This is a genomic window from Microbacterium sp. 71-23 (genome assembly GCF_001897265.1).
In the GTDB taxonomy this organism is placed as follows: domain Bacteria; phylum Actinomycetota; class Actinomycetes; order Actinomycetales; family Microbacteriaceae; genus Microbacterium; species Microbacterium ginsengisoli.
In genome coordinates this window covers 22521-39877 of sequence record NZ_MKSL01000035.1, presented here as the reverse complement: position 1 = coordinate 39877, position 17357 = coordinate 22521, and the positions used below count along the sequence as shown (strand labels likewise).

14 protein-coding genes are annotated in these 17357 nt (G+C 71.8%); 4 read left to right on the top strand and 10 right to left on the bottom strand.

Annotated elements, in window-relative coordinates; translation table 11 throughout:
- Positions 1-32 precede the first annotated feature (32 nt).
- Entirely contained in the window at positions 33-1148 is a 1116-nt protein-coding gene (locus BGO15_RS10825; RefSeq protein ID WP_045248239.1) for an adenosine deaminase, read from the top strand.
- A gap of 63 nt (positions 1149-1211) precedes the next feature.
- On the opposite strand, the gene BGO15_RS10820 is transcribed toward BGO15_RS10825, so the two are convergent.
- The 5 genes from BGO15_RS10820 to BGO15_RS10800 form a co-directional block, all read right to left on the bottom strand.
- A complete protein-coding gene (locus BGO15_RS10820; protein ID WP_056207940.1) occupies positions 1212-2366 on the bottom strand; it encodes a mannitol-1-phosphate 5-dehydrogenase in 1155 nt (384 codons plus the stop codon).
- Complete coding sequence (locus tag BGO15_RS10815; RefSeq protein ID WP_045248241.1) at positions 2366-2803, bottom strand: PTS mannitol transporter subunit IIA; 438 nt, start codon at positions 2801-2803, stop codon at positions 2366-2368. Before BGO15_RS10815 ends, BGO15_RS10820 begins: the two co-directional genes overlap by 1 nt.
- A gap of 61 nt (positions 2804-2864) precedes the next feature.
- On the bottom strand, positions 2865-4481 hold the full coding sequence (locus BGO15_RS10810) for a PTS mannitol transporter subunit IIBC (RefSeq protein WP_056207943.1): 1617 nt from the start codon (positions 4479-4481) through the stop codon (positions 2865-2867).
- A gap of 14 nt (positions 4482-4495) precedes the next feature.
- Positions 4496-6172: a phosphoenolpyruvate--protein phosphotransferase gene (gene ptsP, locus BGO15_RS10805; RefSeq protein WP_056207948.1), complete on the bottom strand. Its 1677-nt coding sequence runs from the start codon at positions 6170-6172 to the stop codon at positions 4496-4498.
- 17 nt (positions 6173-6189) lie between these two features.
- Positions 6190-6465 (bottom strand): HPr family phosphocarrier protein, encoded by a 276-nt coding sequence (locus tag BGO15_RS10800; protein WP_045248244.1) that lies wholly within the window; start codon positions 6463-6465, stop codon positions 6190-6192.
- 355 nt (positions 6466-6820) lie between these two features.
- On the opposite strand from BGO15_RS10800, the gene BGO15_RS10795 reads away from it, so the two are divergent.
- Entirely contained in the window at positions 6821-8752 is a 1932-nt protein-coding gene (locus BGO15_RS10795) for a BglG family transcription antiterminator (protein ID WP_056207951.1), read from the top strand.
- Positions 8753-8767: 15 nt separating this feature from the next.
- On the opposite strand, the gene BGO15_RS10790 is transcribed toward BGO15_RS10795, so the two are convergent.
- The 3 genes from BGO15_RS10790 to BGO15_RS10780 are packed head-to-tail and all read right to left on the bottom strand — an operon-like array spanning position 8768 to position 11904.
- Positions 8768-9355, bottom strand: coding sequence for a GNAT family N-acetyltransferase (locus tag BGO15_RS10790; RefSeq protein WP_056207954.1), 588 nt, complete (start codon positions 9353-9355; stop codon positions 8768-8770).
- 39 nt (positions 9356-9394) lie between these two features.
- A complete protein-coding gene (locus tag BGO15_RS10785) occupies positions 9395-11077 on the bottom strand; it encodes a phospho-sugar mutase (protein WP_056207957.1) in 1683 nt (560 codons plus the stop codon).
- Positions 11074-11904, bottom strand: a complete 831-nt coding sequence (locus BGO15_RS10780; RefSeq protein WP_056518657.1) for a purine-nucleoside phosphorylase — start codon at positions 11902-11904, stop codon at positions 11074-11076. Before BGO15_RS10780 ends, BGO15_RS10785 begins: the two co-directional genes overlap by 4 nt.
- 82 nt (positions 11905-11986) lie before the next feature.
- Between BGO15_RS10780 and BGO15_RS10775 the strand changes: the two genes are divergently transcribed.
- Complete coding sequence (locus BGO15_RS10775; RefSeq protein WP_056518660.1) at positions 11987-13438, top strand: NAD(P)H-quinone dehydrogenase; 1452 nt, start codon at positions 11987-11989, stop codon at positions 13436-13438.
- A 61-nt stretch (positions 13439-13499) separates the two neighbouring features.
- On the opposite strand, the gene BGO15_RS10770 is transcribed toward BGO15_RS10775, so the two are convergent.
- Together BGO15_RS10770 and BGO15_RS10765 are read right to left on the bottom strand one after the other, a co-directional pair.
- A complete protein-coding gene (locus tag BGO15_RS10770) occupies positions 13500-15266 on the bottom strand; it encodes an acetyl/propionyl/methylcrotonyl-CoA carboxylase subunit alpha (protein ID WP_056518662.1) in 1767 nt (588 codons plus the stop codon).
- Positions 15267-15344: 78 nt separating this feature from the next.
- Positions 15345-15992, bottom strand: a complete 648-nt coding sequence (locus tag BGO15_RS10765) for a Maf family protein (RefSeq protein ID WP_056208017.1) — start codon at positions 15990-15992, stop codon at positions 15345-15347.
- A 62-nt stretch (positions 15993-16054) separates the two neighbouring features.
- Between BGO15_RS10765 and BGO15_RS10760 the strand changes: the two genes are divergently transcribed.
- Entirely contained in the window at positions 16055-17356 is a 1302-nt protein-coding gene (locus BGO15_RS10760; RefSeq protein ID WP_056207960.1) for a class I SAM-dependent RNA methyltransferase, read from the top strand.
- The last annotated feature ends 1 nt before the right edge of the window (position 17357 follow it).

Sequence of the window (17357 nt, the reverse complement as noted above, 5' to 3'; positions counted from 1 at the left end):
GGAGCCGCGACATCCGATCAGAAGGAGACCCGATGCCTATCGACCAGCACGACGACGCCCGCCTCGAGGGCGTGTCGATCCGGTCCCTTCCGAAGGTGTCGCTGCACGACCACCTCGACGGCGGGGTGCGCCCCGACACGGTGATCGAGCTCGCCGAGGAGGCGGGCATCGCCCTGCCCACCGGGGACGCCGACGAGCTCGCGGAGTGGTTCTCGGCGGTGCGGCCCGATCGCTCGCTCGTCGAGTACCTGCAGCGCTTCGAGCTGACGACCGGGGTCATGCAGACCCGCGACCAGCTGACCCGCGTCGCCCGTGAGTTCGTCGAGGACCTCGTCGACGACGGCGTCGTGTACGCGGAGGTGCGCTGGGCGCCCGAGCAGCACCTGCGCGGTGGGCTGACGCTCGAAGAGGCCGTCGAGGCCGTGCAGGAGGGCATCGAGCAGGGCGAGGACGACGCGGCGGAGGCAGGCCACGACATCCGCGTCGGACAGCTCATCACCGCGATGCGCCAGAACGACCGGTCGCTGGAGATCGCGAAGCTCGCGGTCGCGTTCCGTGAGGCGGGTGCGGTCGGCTTCGACATCGCCGGGCCCGAGGACGGCTTCCTGCCGTCTCGGCACCGCGAGGCGTTCGAGTACCTGGCGGGCGAGTTCTTCCCCGTCACGGTGCACGCCGGCGAGGCCGCCGGCCTGGAGTCGATCCGCTCCGCCCTCGTCGACGGTCGCGCGCTGCGGCTCGGACACGGCGTGCGCATCGCCGAGGACCTCGACGTCGTCTCGCGCAAGGGCGAGCAGGTGCTCGTCGAATTCGGCGACCTGGCGCGCTGGGTGCGCGACCGGGAGATCCCGCTCGAGCTCTCGCCGACCTCGAACGTGCACACCGGCGCGTTCGCGGCGTGGGGCAGCGAGCTCGAGGACCACCCCTTCGACCTGCTCTACCAGCTCGGCTTCGCGGTGACGGTGAACGTCGACAACCGCACGATGAGCCGTACGTCCCTCACCCGCGAGCTGGCCCTGCTCGCTGAGACGTTCGAGTACGACCTCGACGACCTCGAGAGCTTCCAGCTCAACGCCGCGGGCGGCGCGTTCCTGCCGGTGGAGGAGCGCGAGGAGCTCATCGACCTCATCTCCGAGGGCTTCGACCGCTGAGCCCCGACATGGTCGAGGGCGGCACCACGATCGGGTTCGCGGCGCCGCCCTCGGTCGGTTCGGTCAGGCCAGGTCTGCCTGCCGGGTCGTGACGGCGGCTACGAGGCCGTTGTAGAGCGGATGCCCCGCCTCGATGCCCGTGACGCGGGTGACGAGCGCCGTGGTCTCGGTCGTGCGCAGCAGCTCCTGCAGCTCGACGGCTTCCGGGTCGTCGGCGGTCTCGAAGGCGAGCGCGGCGCCGACGGTGCCGAGGAGCGCCGCGACCGACAGGCCCCGTTCGGCGGCGTCGGCCGCCGGGCCGACGAACCGCTCGTGGCGGGAGAGCTTGCGCAGCGGCTGACGACCCACACGCCATACGGTGTCGGGAAGCTCGGGGTTCTGGAACCGGCGCAGGATCGTCGCGCGGTAATCGGCGAGCTCCTCGGCCGTGAAGCCGTGACGGGCGATGAGCACCGCCGACGTCTCCTCGAGCGTCGAGCGCACCGCCGCGAGGATCTCGGGATCGGCGAGGGCGTCGGAGATGCGCTCGATGCCGGCGCGGGCGCCGAAGTAGGCGGTCGAGGCGTGCCCCGTGTTCACCGTGAAGAGCTTGCGCTCGATGTACGGCGTGAGGTCGTCGACGAAGTGCGCACCGGGGATCGACGGCAGTGTTCCCGCGAACGGACCCTGCTCGATCGCCCACTCGAAGAACGGCTCCACCGTGACATCCACCCCGTGCTGGCCCTCGGGCTGCCCGGGCACGATGCGGTCTACCGCGGTGTTCGCGAACACGGCTTTAGCCGCGACCGCAGGCCAGTCGGCGCCGGCGAGGGCGGCGATCTCGTCGCGCAGGGTGTCGGTCGCGCGGATCGCGTTCTCGCACGCCATGACGGCGAGGGGAGGCAGCTCGGCAGAGCGCGCCACGAGCCCGGCGTAGATTACCGGGGCGATGAAGCGCAGGATGTTGGGACCGACCGCTGTGGTGGCGACATCCGCGGTCGCGAGCTCGTCGACGACCGCCTGCGGGTCCAGCTGGCTGTTGACTGCGCGGAAGCCGGTCACGACGGTGTCACCGCCGCCGTCTCCGACGGCGTGCACGGTGTAGCTCGTCTCGGCGTTGATCGCGTCGACGAGGGGGGCTGCGACATCCGAGAACACGACCTCGTAGCCGCCCTCGTGCAGCAGCAGGCCCACGAAGCCGCGACCGATGTTGCCGGCGCCGAAATGGACGGCCTTCATCAGGCGTTCACCGTGGCAAGGCGGGCGAAGAGCTCCTCGGGCGTCGCGGCGGCCTTGAGGGCTGCGACCTCGTCCTCGTCGGAGAACAGGATCGCGATCTGGGAGAGGATCTCGAGGTGCTCATCGCCGCGACCGGCGATGCCGATCACGAACGTCACCGGCTCCCCGTCCCAGTCGACGCCGCCGTCGTAGCGCACGACCGACAGGGCCGAGGCGAGGATCTCGCTCTTGGCCTCGTTGGTGCCGTGCGGGATCGCCAGCTCATTGCCCATGTAGGTCGACACTGTCGCCTCGCGGGCGAGCATCGCGTCGTAGTAGGCGCCGGTGACGGCGCCCGCGGCCTCGAGGATGTCGGCGGCCTCCCGCTGCGCCTCGAGGCGCGTGGCGGCACCCGCGTGGATGCGCACCTGTCCGAGGGTCAGGATCTCTCCGGTCATGTTTCTTCCTTCCACAAAGAGTGCGGGGCGGGCGGATCGCTCCGCCCGCCCCGCGACGAACTCAACCCTGTGCACCATCCTGGTGCTGCGAGGCCACGAGGTCGACGACCTCGTCGTATCGCGGCGAGTTCATGAAGTTGTCGACCGACACGTGGAGCGAGTTCGGCGACGCCGACCGGGCGCGGTCGGTGAGCTGGTTCTGCGTGACGACCAGGTCGGCCGACCCGTCGAGGTTGGCGATGGCCTGGTTGGTCACCGTGACGCCCTCGATACCGGCCTTCTTGATCTTGTTGCGCAACACGCTCGCACCCATGGCGGACGACCCCATTCCGGCGTCGCAGGCGAACACGATCGTGGAGATCGGCTTGGTGGCGACGGCGGTGGTGCCGGCCTCCGACGAGGTGCGCAGGCCCGCGAGGGTGCTCGAGGACTTGCCCTTGTTGGCCTCGGTCGCAGAGATCGCGGCGCTGAGGTCGCCCGACTCGCCGAGCTCGAGGTCACGCTTGCGCGTGCGCAGGAGGAACAGCGAGGAGAGCAGGAACGAGACCGTTGCGGCGAGGATCACCGACAGGATGACGCCCACGTAGCCCCAACCGGGACCGAAGTTGCTGTCGCCGGAGGTCTGCAACAGCACCGCGAAGATCGATCCGGGCGATGCGGGAGCGCGAAGGCCGGAACCGAACACCGCGTTGGTCGCCACACCGGTCATGCCGCCGGCGATGGCCGCGACGATGATGATCGGCTTCATGAGCACGTACGGGAAGTAGATCTCGTGGATGCCACCGAGGAACTGGATGACGATCGCGCCGGGGGCGGAAGCGCGGGCGGCGCCCACACCGAAGAACGCGAAGGCGACCAGGATTCCGAGGCCGGGGCCGGGGTTCGCCTCGACGAGGAACAGGATCGAACGGCCGGTCTCGAGGGCCTGCTGGGTGCCGATCGGGGTGAACACACCGTGGTTGACGGCGTTGTTCAGGAACAGCACCTTGGCGGGCTCGACCAGGATCGACAGCAGCGGGAGCAGGCCCGCGGAGACCAGGAAGTCCACGACGGCGCCCAGGGCGTTCGAGACGGCGGTCATGATCGGGCCGAACCCGAAGAAGCCGACGATCGCGAGCAGCATGCCGAGGATGCCGGCCGAGAAGTTGTTGACGAGCATCTCGAAGCCCGCCTTGATCTTGCCTTCCCAGATGCGGTCCATCCACTTGGTCAGCAGCGCCGCCAGCGGGCCCATGACCATGGCGCCGAGGAACATCGGGATCGTCGTGCCGACGATGACACCGACGGTCGCGATGGCGGCGACCACACCACCGCGCTCGCCGTAGACCATGCGGCCACCGGTGTTCGCGATGAGGAGCGGGAGGAGGTAGGTGATCATCGGGCCCACGAGGCCGACGAACACGGGGATGACGTTGCCGTCCTTCGTCTGCGAGAGCGCGGTCATGGCGTGAGCCCAGTTGATCTGGCTCGCGTCACCGAAGCCGCCGAGGATGTCGGCGACCGGGTGCCAGAAGCCGAGCCAGCCGGTGGCGATGAACAGTGCCGTGATGAAGCCCCACGCGATGAAGGCCGCGATGTTCGGCATGATCATGCCGGAGAGGAAGGTACCGAATCGCTGCACGGCGATCTGGGCCTTCTTACCTCCCGACAGCGCGGGCGACGTTGCCGTCGTTGTCATGTTTCTTTCCTTTTCTAGGAAGCGGCGGCCCGGGCGGCCGCACGCGCCGTTGCCGCGTCATTCGCGGCAAGTGCTGCCTCGGCGACGCGTCGGGCGTCGTCGAGCGAGTGGGAGAGCAGGCTCTGACGCACGTCGGCGAGCGCCGTGGGAGCCATGGACAGGGACGTCGCGCCGAGGCCGACGAGCACGACCGCCAGCAGCGGGTCGGCGGCGGCCTCGCCGCAGATGCCGACCGGCTTGCCGAGGGCTGCGCCCGCGGCGCCGACCGACTGGATGAGGCGGAGCACCGCAGGGTGCCAGGGGTCCTGGAACGACGCGACCGAGCCGAGGAGCCGGTCCGCGGCAAGGGTGTACTGCGTGAGGTCGTTGGTGCCGATCGAGGCGAAGTCGGCCTGCGCGAGCACCCTGTCGGCGAGGAGGGCCGCCGACGGCACCTCGACCATGACTCCCGCGGTCTTCACGTCGTACTCGCGGGCGAGGGCGACGAAGTATTCGGTCTCCTCGACGGTCGCGACCATCGGCGCCATGACCCACAGATCCGCGGCCTCGCCGTCGGCGGCCGCCGCGGCATTGGCCTCCGCGAGGGCGGTCAGCTGCTCGCGCAGGATGTCCTCGCTGGCCCGGAGGGCGCGCAAGCCCCGCAGGCCCAGCGCCGGGTTCTCCTCGTGGGCGTCGTTGAGGAACGGCAGCGGCTTGTCGGCACCGGCGTCGAGCACACGCACGACGACCTTCTTGCCGGCGAACGCGCGGAAGAGCTTTTCGTACGAGGTGCGCTGCTGGGCGACCGTGGGGGCGGTGTTCGAGCTCAGGAAGAGGAACTCGGTGCGGAACAGCCCCACGCCTTCCGCCCCGAGGGCCACGGCCTCAGCGGCGCCGTCCGGGCTGCCGAGGTTGGCGAGCAGCGGCACAGCGGTGCCGTCGGCGAGCGCACCCGGGGTGAGCGGTGCGGATGCCGCGGCCGACCGCGCGTCCGCGCGGCGCTGAGCCGCCGCACGCTCGTCCTCCGAGGGCGACACGGTGATCACGCCCGCAGCGGCGTCGACGATCACGGTGTCGCCGTCGGCGAGGTCGAGGGCGCCGGCGGTGCCGACGACGGCGACGATTCCCTTCTCGCGGGCGAGGATCGCGGTGTGGGAGGTCGGGCCGCCCTCGCTCGTGACGAGCGCGAGCACCTGGTCGAGGTCGAGGAGCGCGGTGTCGGCGGGGGCGAGGTCGGTGGCCACGAGCACGTAGGGGTGGCCGGGCTCGGGCACCCCGGGGGCGGCGACGCCCCGGAGTCGCGCGATGACGCGCTGGGCGACGTCGTCGAGATCGGCGGCGCGCTCGCCGAGGTAGCCGCCGACCGCGGTGAGCTGGTCGCGGAAGGATGCGAACGCGTCGTAGACGGCGAACTCCGCGGTCTTACCGGCGGTGATGCGTGTGGCGACCTCGGCCTCGAGCGTGGGGTCCTCGGCCATCATGGCCTGCGCCTCGAGCACGTCGCGGGCCGAGCCGCCCGCCTGGGCGCCGCGCGCCTCGAGCTCGCGGGCGACGACGCCGATGGCCTCCTGCACGCGCGCGGTCTCGGCATCGGAGCCGAGCGTCGAGGGGGCGTCGGCGGGAGCGGGGAGCGGCGCCGCCATACGGGCGACGGGACCCTGGGCGACGCCCAGGCCGATGCCGACTCCGCGGAGGGTGGTCGTGGTGCTCATGTCTGCGCTCCGTCCGGTCAGGCCGCGTCGTGGTCGGTCGTGAGGAGGTCGGCGAGGTCGTCGAGCACGTTCTCCGCGCCCTCGCCGTCGGCGGTGAGCGTGACGTAGTCGCCCTGCTCGATGCCGAGCGCGATCACCCCGAGGATGCTCGCGGCGTTGACCGGCGCACCGGCGTCCTTCGCGATCGTGACGGGGAGCCCCGCGTCCTTCGCCGCCTGGGCGAAGAGCTTCGCGGGGCGGGCGTGCAGACCGTGGGCGGATCCGATGCGCACGGTGCGGGTGGCGACTGTCATAGTGCTTCTCTCGTTGCGGCCGTCCGCGCACAGCGCGAGGCCGGGTGCGACGGACGGATGGTGCGGTCTCGGAGCGGGGAGCGGCATCCGTTCCGGCACGAGCGACGTGACGGTTCGAGTGCGTCTCCACGGTTCGGTGCGTGCCCTCGCGTCGTGCGCTGCGTGACGCAGCTGCTGTGCTTCGCCTGTGCCGGTCGTACCGGCGGCGCACGTCGCCAGGATCCTCATCGATCCGCCTCCTGGGTCTATCTTGAGAATTCCCCGAGAGCGCGGGCAACCAGACCTGTTTCCGCCCCCCGCGGAAACGTCGCGGTCGCGTGATGGAATAGGGGAATCGGCGTATCGGAGGGATCACGTGACGCGTGCCAAGCAGGACCGGCTTCTCGGCCTGCTCCTTCGCGACGGCGGATGGGTGACGGCGGCGACCCTCGCCGATCAGCTGGGTGTGACGGCCCGGTCGGTGCGCTCCTATGTCACGAGCGTGAACGGTCGTGTCTCCGGCGGCCAGGCTGTCGAGTCGGGGCCGCAGGGCTACCGCGCCGGCGTCGAGGCGGGCGCCGCCCTGCAGACCTCTCCCGGTGACGGCGGGTCGCCCCGCGATCGCCTCCACACCCTCGTGACGAGGCTGCTCGACGCCCCCGACGGCCTCGACGTCTACGCCGTCGCCGACGAGATGTTCGTGAGCGCCGCGACGGTCGAGTCCGATCTCGCGCGGGTGCGCAGCCTGCTGGGCGGCACAGAGCTCATCCTCGACCGCCAGGGCGCACAGGTGCGCCTGCGCGGCACTGAGATGGCGCAGCGGCGGCTGCTCAGCCGGCTCGTCCATGACGAGATGGATGCCGGTGCCTACGACACCGCGGCGCTCCGGCGTGCGCTCGGCGAGCAGTCCGCGGTGCTCCCGTCGCTCGCGCCGTTCAAGGCGGCGCTCGTGGCACAGCTGGTCGATTTCGGCTATTACGTCAACGAGTACGGGATGAGCGACGTGCTCACCCACGTCGCGATCGCGGCCGACCGTGTCGCACGCCAGCGCGGCCTCGACGCGGCGGGGCTCCCCGAGCCGGTCGCGGCGCAGCTGCGGGTCGCGAACGCGATCGAGACGCTCGCCCGAGAGCACCTCGGCGTCGACCTCGGGCCGGCCGACAGTCGCCACCTCGCCTCCGTCGTGCTCACGCGGGTCGTCGCGCCGGGCATCGCCGACGAGACGCGGGCGCCCCTCGACCCCGAGGTGGAGGGAGCCGTGCGGGAGGCGGTCGGGGCCGCGGCATCCGAGTTCCTGGTGGAGATCCACGACGAGGACTTCGTGCTGCGGCTCGCCCTCCATGTGCAGAACCTGCGGCTGCGGGCGCGGGACAAGGCGTGGTCGCGCAACCCGCTGACCCGATCGTTGAAGTCGACCTATCCGATGATCTTCGAGGTCGCGGTCTTCATCGCCAGTGAGCTGTCGCAGCGACTGAACATCCCGCTGCACGACGACGAGATCGCCTACATCGCGATGCACGTGGGCGGCCAGCTCGAGCGCAGCCGCCGATCGGACGAACGGCTCACCGCGACGATCATCTGCCCGGGGTACTACGAGCTGCATGAGCTGCTGCGCTCGAGCGTCGCCCGCTCGCTCGGCCAGTCGATCGAGGTCGTGCGGGTCGAGACGCGCGTCGACCCCGACTGGGCCGACATCGACACCGACCTCGTGCTCACGACGATCGACGCGCCTCCGGGAGCGCCGGTGCAGCCCGAGCGCGTCGTGCGCATCCAGCCCTTCCTCACGCCTGCCGACGTCGACCGCATCCAGGTCGTCGCGGTGCGAGCGCGACGCACGCGTCGCCTCGCGAAGCTGCGCACCGAGCTCGAGCGCTACTTCCGCCCCGACGCGTTCGTGCACGGCATCGATCCGACGCTCGGCGAGGAGGGCACCATCCGCCTCCTCGGCGGGCTGCTGCGGGACGCCGGCGTCATCGACGACGCCTACCTCGAGCGCGCGGTCGCGCGCGAGGGGATGTCGTCGACCGCCTTCACCGACGCGCTCGCGGTGCCGCACGCGATCGGGATGACCGCGGCCCACACGGCGATCGCCGTCGGCATCGCCGACCCGTCGATCCCGTGGGGCGACGCCCGCGTGCAGGTGGTGGCGCTCGTCGCCTTCTCGGAGAACGACCGTGCGGCGTTCCAGACGGTCTTCGAGCAGTTCGTCGAGGTGTTCAACGAGCGCGAATCGGCGCAACGCATCGTGCGCCGCGCGACGAGTCTGCCGTCGTTCCTCGACGAGCTCGTCGCTGTCATCGACGGCTGATCCGCCGATCCCGCGTCAGGCCCGGATGAGCCTCTCGTCGAGCCCGCGCCGCACCGCGGGCCACTCGTGCGCGAGGATCGAGTAGACCACGGTGTCCCGCAGCGAGCCGTCGGGCATGATGCGGTGGCTGCGCAGCACGCCGTCGAGCTTCGCGCCGAGCCGCTCGATGGCGGCCCGTGACTGCCGATTGTGCCAGTGGGTGCGCAGCTCGACCGCGACGGCATCGCAGGTCTCGAAGGCGTGGGCGAGCAGCAGGCGCTTCGCGGCCGTGTTCACGGCGCTGCGCTGGGCGGAGAGTCCGAGCCAGGTGTGTCCGATCTCGACTCGACGGTTCTCCTGGTCGATGTTGCAGAACGTCGTTTCGCCGACGACCTCGCCGTCGCTCTCGCGCACGACGACCCACGGATTCATGCCGCCGGCGGCATGAAGGCCCTCGCGCATCGCGATGTCGGCATCGACGGCGGCGTCGCTCGTCGGCACGCTCGTGTACCAGGCGTGGTCGAGACCGGATGCCGCGGCGCGGAGCCCCGCCGCATGTGCGGCCGTCAGCGGCTCCAGGCGGACCCAGTCGTTGGCGAGGACGAGCGGTGCGGCGAACTCCATGCCCCGAGCCTAGGGGCGCCGGGCGGCGGGCCGTGTGGGTCAGCTCCGATCGGACAGCAGTCGGCGGGCCCCGTCCCGCAGTCGTTCGAGCCGCGCGTCGGCGTCGGAGGCGCTGTCGCCGCGCACGTCGAGGTAGAGCTTGAGCTTCGGCTCGGTGCCCGACGGGCGCACGATCAGTCGGGTCTCTCCCTCGAGCCAGTAGCGCAGCACGTCGCCGGGCGGGAGGTCTCCGTGACCCGTCGCGAGGTCGTCGACACGCTCGACGGCGACCCCGCCGACCTCGGTCGGGGGAGCCTCTCGCAGCGACCCCATGAGGCGGGGGATCACGGCGAGGTCGTCGACCCGCACCGAGACCTGACCGCTCGCGACGTGGCCGACCTCCTCGGCGAGCTCGGCGAGCAGGTCGGAGAGGGTGGCGCCGCGTTCGCGGGCCTCTGCAACCAGGCCGAGGATCGCCACGGCGGCCGAGATGCCGTCCTTGTCTCGCACCGTCTCGGGGTTCACGAGATAGCCGAGGGCCTCCTCGAACCCGTAGACGATGCCAGGCGCGCGGGAGATCCACTTGAACCCGGTGAGGGTCGCGTGGAAGCCGAGGCCATGGCGCTCCGCGATCGTCGCGAGCGCCGGCGACGACACCAGTGAGCACGCCAGTGACGCACCCGCGACCGGGTGGGCGGCGGCGAGCCGTGCGGCGCGCAGCCCCAGCAGCAGACCCGTCTCGTTGCCGGTCAGGCGGCGCCAGCCGCCGGTGGCGGCGGCATCCGGGATCGCGACCGCGAGCCTGTCGGCGTCGGGGTCGTTCGCGATGACGAGCTCCGCGCCGGCGGTGCGCGCCGTCGCGAAGGCGAGGTCCATCGCTCCCGGCTCCTCAGGGTTGGGGAACGCCACCGTCGGGAAGGCGCCGTCGGGGTGGAGCTGCTCGTCGACCGTGACCGGCAGCGGGTAGCCGGCCGTGCGCAGGATCGCGGCTGTCGTCTCCCAGCCGACTCCGTGCAGTGCCGTGTAGACCCACCGCAGGCCGGCGGCGCCGGCGGGGGCGGGCGCGACGGCCGCCGTGGCGGCGACGTAGGCGGCCACGACCGCCTCGTCGGCGATCTCGTAGTCCTGGGAGCGGGGCAGCGCGTCGACGCGCTCGTCATCGGCGACCCGGGTGATCTGCGCCGCGATCTCGGCGTCGCTCGGCGGCACGATCTGCGCGCCGTCGTCGGCGCCGCCGAGGTAGACCTTGTAGCCGTTGTCGTTCGGCGGATTGTGGCTGGCCGTCACCATCACGCCGGCGTCGGCGCCGAGGTGGCGCACGGCGAAGGCGAGCACGGGGGTCGGCAGCAGGCGGGGGAGGAGGATCGCGTGCAGACCCTGACCGGCGATGAGCTCGGCCGAGTCGCGGGCGAACACATCGGAGTTGCGCCGACCGTCGTAGCCGATCACGACGGTCGGGGTGTGGCCGGGCCGGGCCGAGGCCGCGAGGTACCGCGCGAGGCCGGTCGCGGCCTGCGCGACGAGCACCCGGTTCATGCGCTGCGGGCCCGCGCCGAGCTCTCCGCGCAGCCCTGCGGTGCCGAAGGCGAGGCGTCCCGAGAACCGCTCGCGCAGGGCGAGCACAGAGGCGTGATCGGATGCCGCGGCCCCCGCGATGAGCGCATCGAGCTCGGCGGCGGTGAGGGGGTCCGGATCCTGCGCGACCCAGGCGCGGGCGCGGACGAGAAGGTCGTCGTCGCTCACATCGCCTCGATCACACGGGCCAGGAGCGCGGAGATGACCGGCTCGGCGAGCTGGCCCGCCTCGATGACCTCGGCGTGGCTGAGCGGGGTGGTCTGGATGCCCGCGGCGAGGTTGGTGATGAGAGACATCCCGAGGATCTCCATGCCCGCCTGGCGGGCCGCGATCGCCTCGAGGGCTGTCGACATGCCGACGATGTGGCCGCCGATCGCCTTGGCCATCTGCACCTCGGCGGGCGTCTCGTACTGCGGCCCGCGGAACTGGCAGTAGACGCCCTCGTCGAGGGTCGGGTCGATCGTGCGGGCGAGATCGCGCAGGCGTCGCGAGTAGAGGTCGGTGAGATCGATGAACGTCGCGCCCTCGAGCGGCGAGGCCGCCGTGAGGTTGATGTGGTCGCTGACGAGCACCGGCTGCCCGGGAGTCCAGGCCTCTCGGATCCCGCCGGCGCCGTTGGTGAGCACCATGATGCGGGCTCCGGTGGCGGCAGCGGTGCGCACGCTGTGCACGACGCGGCGGGTGCCGTGCCCCTCGTAGAAGTGCGTGCGCGCGCCGATGACGAGCACGCGCTTTCCGGTCGGGGTCAGGATGCTGCGCAGCGTGCCGACGTGACCCTCGAGCGCGGGCTTGCTGAAGCCTGTCACCTCGGTGGCGGGGATCGTCGCGACCGTCTCACCGAGGAGGTCGGCGGCCTTGCCCCATCCGCTCCCGAGCGTCACCGCGATGTCGTGCGTTGCGACGCCGCTGAGGCGGGCGATGTCGGCGGCGGCGGTGGCGGCGACCTCGAACGGGTCGGCGGCGGGGTCGTCGAGGGGGTGGGCGGTGTGCGTCATCCCCTCACTCTAGGAACACCGCTCGGACGGGGCCAGTCGGTCCCGGTTCGCTGCGCGCGACGGGACGCACCAGAATGGAGGCATGTCGACGAGCTTCGATAACGCCCAGCGGGTCGCGATCATCGGAGGCGGACCCGGCGGCTACGAGGCGGCCCTGGCCGCCGCCCAACTCGGCGCCGAAGTCACCCTCGTCGAGCGCGCCGGCGTCGGCGGGTCCGCCGTCATCACCGACGTGGTGCCGTCGAAGAGCCTGATCGCCACCGCCGATGCGGCCGTCGCCATCGCAGGAGCAAGCGACCTCGGCGTGCAGCTGTTCGCACGCGGCGCGAAGGGCACGCCTCTCACCCCCGAGATCGCCATCAACCTGGCTGCTGTCAACAAGCGGCTGCTCGCGCTCGCCCGTCAGCAGTCCGACGACATGCGCTCGTCGCTGGTCGAGGCGGGCGTGCGCATCATCTCCGGCCACGGGCGCCTCGACGGCCCGGGCGCGGTCGTCGTCTCCACCGGACCGCAGGGCACCGCCTTCGACCGGGTCGAGGCCGACACCCTCGTCGTCTCGGTCGGCGCCTCGCCCCGCCAGCTCCCGCAGGCCAAACCCGACGGAGAGCGCATCCTCACCTGGACCCAGCTCTACGACATGACGACGCTCCCCGAGCACCTCATCGTGGTCGGGTCGGGCGTCACGGGAGCGGAGTTCGCCTCGGCTTACATGAACCTCGGGGCGAAGGTCACCCTCGTCTCGAGCCGCGACCAGGTGCTCCCGGGTGAGGACCCCGACGCGGCCGCCGTGCTCGAGAAGGTCTTCCGCCGCGGGGGGATGACCCTCCTCGCCAAGGCGCGCGCCGACCGTGTGGAACGCACCGACGACGGCGTGCGCGTGCTCCTCGCCGACGGCCGCGAGATCGTCGGCAGCCATTGCCTCATGGCGGTCGGCTCGATCCCCAACACCCACGACATCGGGCTCGCCGAGGCGGGCGTCGAGCTGACCGACTCCGGTCACATCCGGGTGAACCGGGTCTCGCGCACTTCGGTGCCGAACATCTACGCGGCCGGGGATTGCACGACGCTCATGCCGCTCGCGTCGGTCGCGTCGATGCAGGGTCGCACCGCGGTCTTCCACGCGCTCGGCGACGTCGTCATCCCGCTCGAGTCCCGCCGCATCACCGCGAACATCTTCACCGCGCCCGAGATCGCGACGATCGGCTGGCAGGAGAAGGACATCGCGGCCGGTCTCATCAACGGCGTCGTGCACAAGCTTCCGCTCGCGGCCAACGCCCGCGCCAAGATGATGGGCATCAAGGACGGCTTCGTGAAGGTGATCGCCCGCGAGGGCAGCGGCACGGTCATCGGCGGTGTGATCGTCGGTCCCCGCGCCTCCGACCTCATCTACCCGCTCGCGATCGCCGTCGAGCGCCGCCTCACCGTCGACCAGATGTCGCGCGTGTTCGCGGTGTTCCCCTCGCTGACCGGCTCCATCCAAGACGCCGTGCGCGCGATGCACGGCGTCGAGCGCTCCAGCGGCGACGAGAACTGACGAACGACGAGGCCGCGGCATCCTGATCGGCTGATCGGATGCCGCGGCCTCGCCGTGTGCGTCAGGAGATCGTGAGCAGCTGGTGGCCGGCCGACACGGTCGTGCCGGGATCGGCGTTGATCGCGCCGATGACACCGTCCTTGTGGGCCTGGATGGGCTGCTCCATCTTCATGGCCTCAAGAACCACGACGAGGTCGCCCTTGACGACCTGCTGTCCCTCTTCGACCGCGACCTTCACGACCGTCGCCTGCATCGGCGACTTGACCGCGTCGCCCGAGGCGCCCGCGGTGGCGGACGTCTGGTGCGAGCGGCGCGACGAGGGCACGGCGGCGGGGCGGCCGACCTGGGCCGGGGAGCCGGCGATGCGATCGGGCAGACTCACCTCGAGTCGCTTGCCGCCGACCTCGACGACGACGGTGTGTCGCGTCTCGGCGGGTGTGGGGTCGGCGAGCTCGCCGTCCCACGGCGCGATGTCGTTGTCGAACTCGGTCTCGATCCAGCGCGTGAACACGCCGAACTCGCCGTTCTCGGCGGTGAAGGCGGGGTCGCGCACGACCTTGCGATGGAAGGGGAGCACCGTCGGGAGCCCCGCGACCTCGAACTCGTCGAGGGCGCGGCGGGCGCGCTCGAGCGCCTCCTGACGGTCGCGACCGGTGACGATGATCTTCGCGAGCAGCGAGTCGAACGCACCCGAGACGGTGTCGCCGGCGGTGACGCCGGAGTCGAGCCGGGTGCCCGGCCCGCCGAACGTCTTGAACACCTTGATGGGGCCGGGCTGGGGGAGGAAGCCGCGGCCCGGGTCCTCGCCGTTGATGCGGAACTCGAAGGAGTGGCCGACCGGCTCCGGGTCGTCGTAGCCGAGCAGCTCGCCCTCGGCGATGCGGAACTGCTCGCGCACGAGGTCGATGCCGGTTACCTCTTCGGAGACCGGGTGCTCGACCTGCAGGCGGGTGTTCACCTCGAGGAAGGAGATGGTGCCGTCGGCGCCGATGAGGAACTCGCAGGTGCCGGCGCCGATGTAGCCGACCTCCTTCAGGATCGCCTTCGACGCGCTGTAGAGCGTCTCGCGCTGAGCCTCGGTGAGGAACGGCGCCGGGGCCTCCTCGACGAGCTTCTGGTGGCGGCGCTGCAGCGAGCAGTCGCGGGTGGAGACGACGACCACCGTGCCGGCGCCGTCGGCGAGGCACTGGGTCTCGACGTGGCGCGGCTTGTCGAGGTACTTCTCGACGAAGCACTCGCCGCGGCCGAACGCGGCGACGGCCTCTCGGGTGGCGGACTCGAACAGCTCGGCGACCTCGTCGAGCTCGCGCGCGACCTTCAGGCCGCGGCCGCCGCCGCCGTAGGCGGCCTTGATCGCGATCGGGAGACCCACCTGCTCGGCGAACGCGATGACCTCCGACGCGTCGGCGACGGGTCCGGGGGTACCGGGGGCGAGGGGGGCGCCGACCTTCTCGGCGACGTGTCGCGCCGTCACCTTGTCGCCGAGGGCCTCGATGGCGTCGGGGGAAGGGCCGATCCACACGAGGCCGGCGTCGATGACGGCGCGGGCGAACTCGGCGTTCTCGGCGAGGAAGCCGTAGCCGGGGTGCACGGCGTCGGCGCCGGAGCGCCGGGCGATCGAGAGGATCTTCTCGATGGAGAGGTAGGTCTCGGCGCTCGTGGCGCCGTCGAGGGCGTATGCCTCGTCGGCGAGCCGCACGTGGAGGGCGTCGCGGTCCTGGTCGGCGTAGACCGCCACCGAGGACCTGCCGCTGTCGCGCGCCGCGCGGATGATGCGGACGGCGATCTCACCGCGATTGGCAACGAGGACCTTGGCGATTCGAGGCATGAGTGCCAGCCTACCGACGGATTCCCGGCGGAATTTGACCGTCCCTCACAAGAACTCGGCGTAAGCGTGTGCGGATGTCTACGAAGCCACCCACAGCGACGTCCAGTGGACTCCCAGCCGACGCACCAGCGAGCGCAGGGTGGGGAGCGACATCCCGACCACCGTCGAGGGGTCGCCGTCGATGTGGGAGATGAAGGCGGCGGCCCGCGCGTCGAGGGTGAACGCACCCGCGACGAGCAGTGGTTCGCCCGTCGCGACGTAGGCCGCGATCTCGTCGTCGTCGACGTCGGCGGCGAAGGTGACGGATGCCGCGGCCACCGCGTGCTCCTCGCGGTGACCGCCGTCGGGGGTGAGCCGGAACACGCTGTGACCGGAGTGCAGCACCCCGGTGCGGCCGCGCATCTGCTCCCATCGGGCCGTCGCCGCCTCGGCGGTGTAGGGCTTCCCGAGGATCTCGTCACCGAGCGCGAACATCGAGTCGCCGCCGATGACGATGCCGTCGAACGCGGGGTCGTCGGCGCGCACGGCGGCCGCGACATCCGCCGCCTTCCGTCGGGCCAGCAGCAGCACGTGCTCGTCGGGGGAGAGCGTGCGCCCCTCGGATGCCTCGACCGCCGCGACGACCGCCTCCTCGTCGACCTGCGGGGCGCGGGTCTCGGGGTCGATGCCGGTCTGGTGCAGCAGCATGAGGCGGGCGGGAGAGGTGGAGGCGAGCACGACGCGCATGCGCACCACGGTAGCCCGCGGCATCCGCCGCGCGGAGCGCCCCGGTGTGGGAGGCTCGGGGGATGACTTCTGCGGGCGACCTGATCGATCTCGACATCACCGGCGTCGCGCACGGCGGCGTGTTCGTCGGCCGGGTCGGGGGCGACGGGCGCGTCGTGTTCGTGCCCGACACCCTCCCCGGCGAGCGGGTGCGGGTGCGGGTGACCGAGGCGGGCGACAAGTCGTTCTGGCGCGCGGAGCCGGTGGAGATCCTGGATGCCTCGCCCGACCGAGTGCCCCACGTGTGGGCCGAGGCGGGGCTCGACGTGCCGGCCGACCGTCGCCCAGGCGGCGCCGACTTCGGTCACATCGCGCTGCCGCGGCAGCTCGAGCTCAAGAAGCAGGTCGTCACCGACGCGCTGAGCCGCGTCGGACGCCTCGACCTTCCGGTCACGATCGAGGCCCCCGCGCCCGTCGACGGCCTCGCGCCGGAGCCCGCGGACCGCGGCGGCTGGCGCACCCGCGTGAGCCTGCACGTCGACGAATCGGGGACGGTCGGGCCGATGGCCTCGCGCAGCCACCGCGTCGTGCGCACCGAGACGCTGCCCCTGGCCACGGCGGCGATCGAGCGCGCCGCGGCGCGCCTCATCGGGGAGCGCCCAGGGCGCATCGACCTGGTCCAGCCCGCCGACGGACGTGTGCGTGTGATCAACCGGCCGGCCCTCGCCCGCGGCCAGCGCCGGCCCGTGAACCCGAAGGACCCGGCGTTCGAGCCGGTCGTCGAACGGGTCGGGGAGCGTGCGTTCCGGGTGGATGCGGGTGGCTTCTGGCAGGTGCACCGCCTCGCCGCCGCGACCCTCACCGCTGCGGTCGCCGCTGAGCTCGGCGTCGTCGGTGTCGACTCCGAGGGGCGCCACCTCGACTTGTACGGCGGGGTGGGACTGTTCGCCGCGACGATCGCCGAACTCGGCGGCGAGGCGACTCAGGTGGTCTCGGTGGAGGCCGATGAGCGCGCGACCGAGCACGCCGGCGAGAACCTGTCGGAGTGGGTGGGTGCTCGCGCCGAGACGGGTCGCGTCGACCGATGGCTCGCCGCGCTCGCCGCGGGAGCCTCCGCGCGCGACCGTGACCGGCTCTCCCGCGGAGTCGTGGTGCTCGACCCGCCGCGCGCGGGCGCCGGCCGTGACGTCGTGCGGGCTCTCGTCGCGCTCGCGCCCGCTGCGGTGACCTACGTCGCCTGCGACCCTGCCGCCCTCGCCCGCGACCTGGCGTTCTTCCGCGAGGCCGGCTACGAGACCTCCAGCGTGCGGGCGATCGACCTGTTCCCGCACTCGCATCACATCGAGGCCGTGGCGACCCTGACTCCGGTCGCGCCCCGCGGATAGC

What these genes read in the sequence shown, in the direction of transcription:
- BGO15_RS10775 (WP_056518660.1), top strand. Translation starts at nt 11,987, where the DNA reads ATGTCGACGAGCTTCGATAACGCCCAGCGGGTCGCGATCATCGGAGGC.
- BGO15_RS10820 (WP_056207940.1), bottom strand. Translation starts at nt 2,366, where the DNA reads ATGAAGGCCGTCCATTTCGGCGCCGGCAACATCGGTCGCGGCTTCGTG.
- BGO15_RS10815 (WP_045248241.1), bottom strand. Translation starts at nt 2,803, where the DNA reads ATGACCGGAGAGATCCTGACCCTCGGACAGGTGCGCATCCACGCGGGT.
- BGO15_RS10780 (WP_056518657.1), bottom strand. Translation starts at nt 11,904, where the DNA reads ATGACGCACACCGCCCACCCCCTCGACGACCCCGCCGCCGACCCGTTC.
- ptsP (WP_056207948.1), bottom strand. Translation starts at nt 6,172, where the DNA reads ATGAGCACCACGACCACCCTCCGCGGAGTCGGCATCGGCCTGGGCGTC.
- BGO15_RS10765 (WP_056208017.1), bottom strand. Translation starts at nt 15,992, where the DNA reads ATGCGCGTCGTGCTCGCCTCCACCTCTCCCGCCCGCCTCATGCTGCTG.
- BGO15_RS10825 (WP_045248239.1), top strand. Translation starts at nt 33, where the DNA reads ATGCCTATCGACCAGCACGACGACGCCCGCCTCGAGGGCGTGTCGATC.
- BGO15_RS10770 (WP_056518662.1), bottom strand. Translation starts at nt 15,266, where the DNA reads ATGCCTCGAATCGCCAAGGTCCTCGTTGCCAATCGCGGTGAGATCGCC.
- BGO15_RS10800 (WP_045248244.1), bottom strand. Translation starts at nt 6,465, where the DNA reads ATGACAGTCGCCACCCGCACCGTGCGCATCGGATCCGCCCACGGTCTG.
- BGO15_RS10790 (WP_056207954.1), bottom strand. Translation starts at nt 9,355, where the DNA reads ATGGAGTTCGCCGCACCGCTCGTCCTCGCCAACGACTGGGTCCGCCTG.
- BGO15_RS10760 (WP_056207960.1), top strand. Translation starts at nt 16,055, where the DNA reads ATGACTTCTGCGGGCGACCTGATCGATCTCGACATCACCGGCGTCGCG.
- BGO15_RS10810 (WP_056207943.1), bottom strand. Translation starts at nt 4,481, where the DNA reads ATGACAACGACGGCAACGTCGCCCGCGCTGTCGGGAGGTAAGAAGGCC.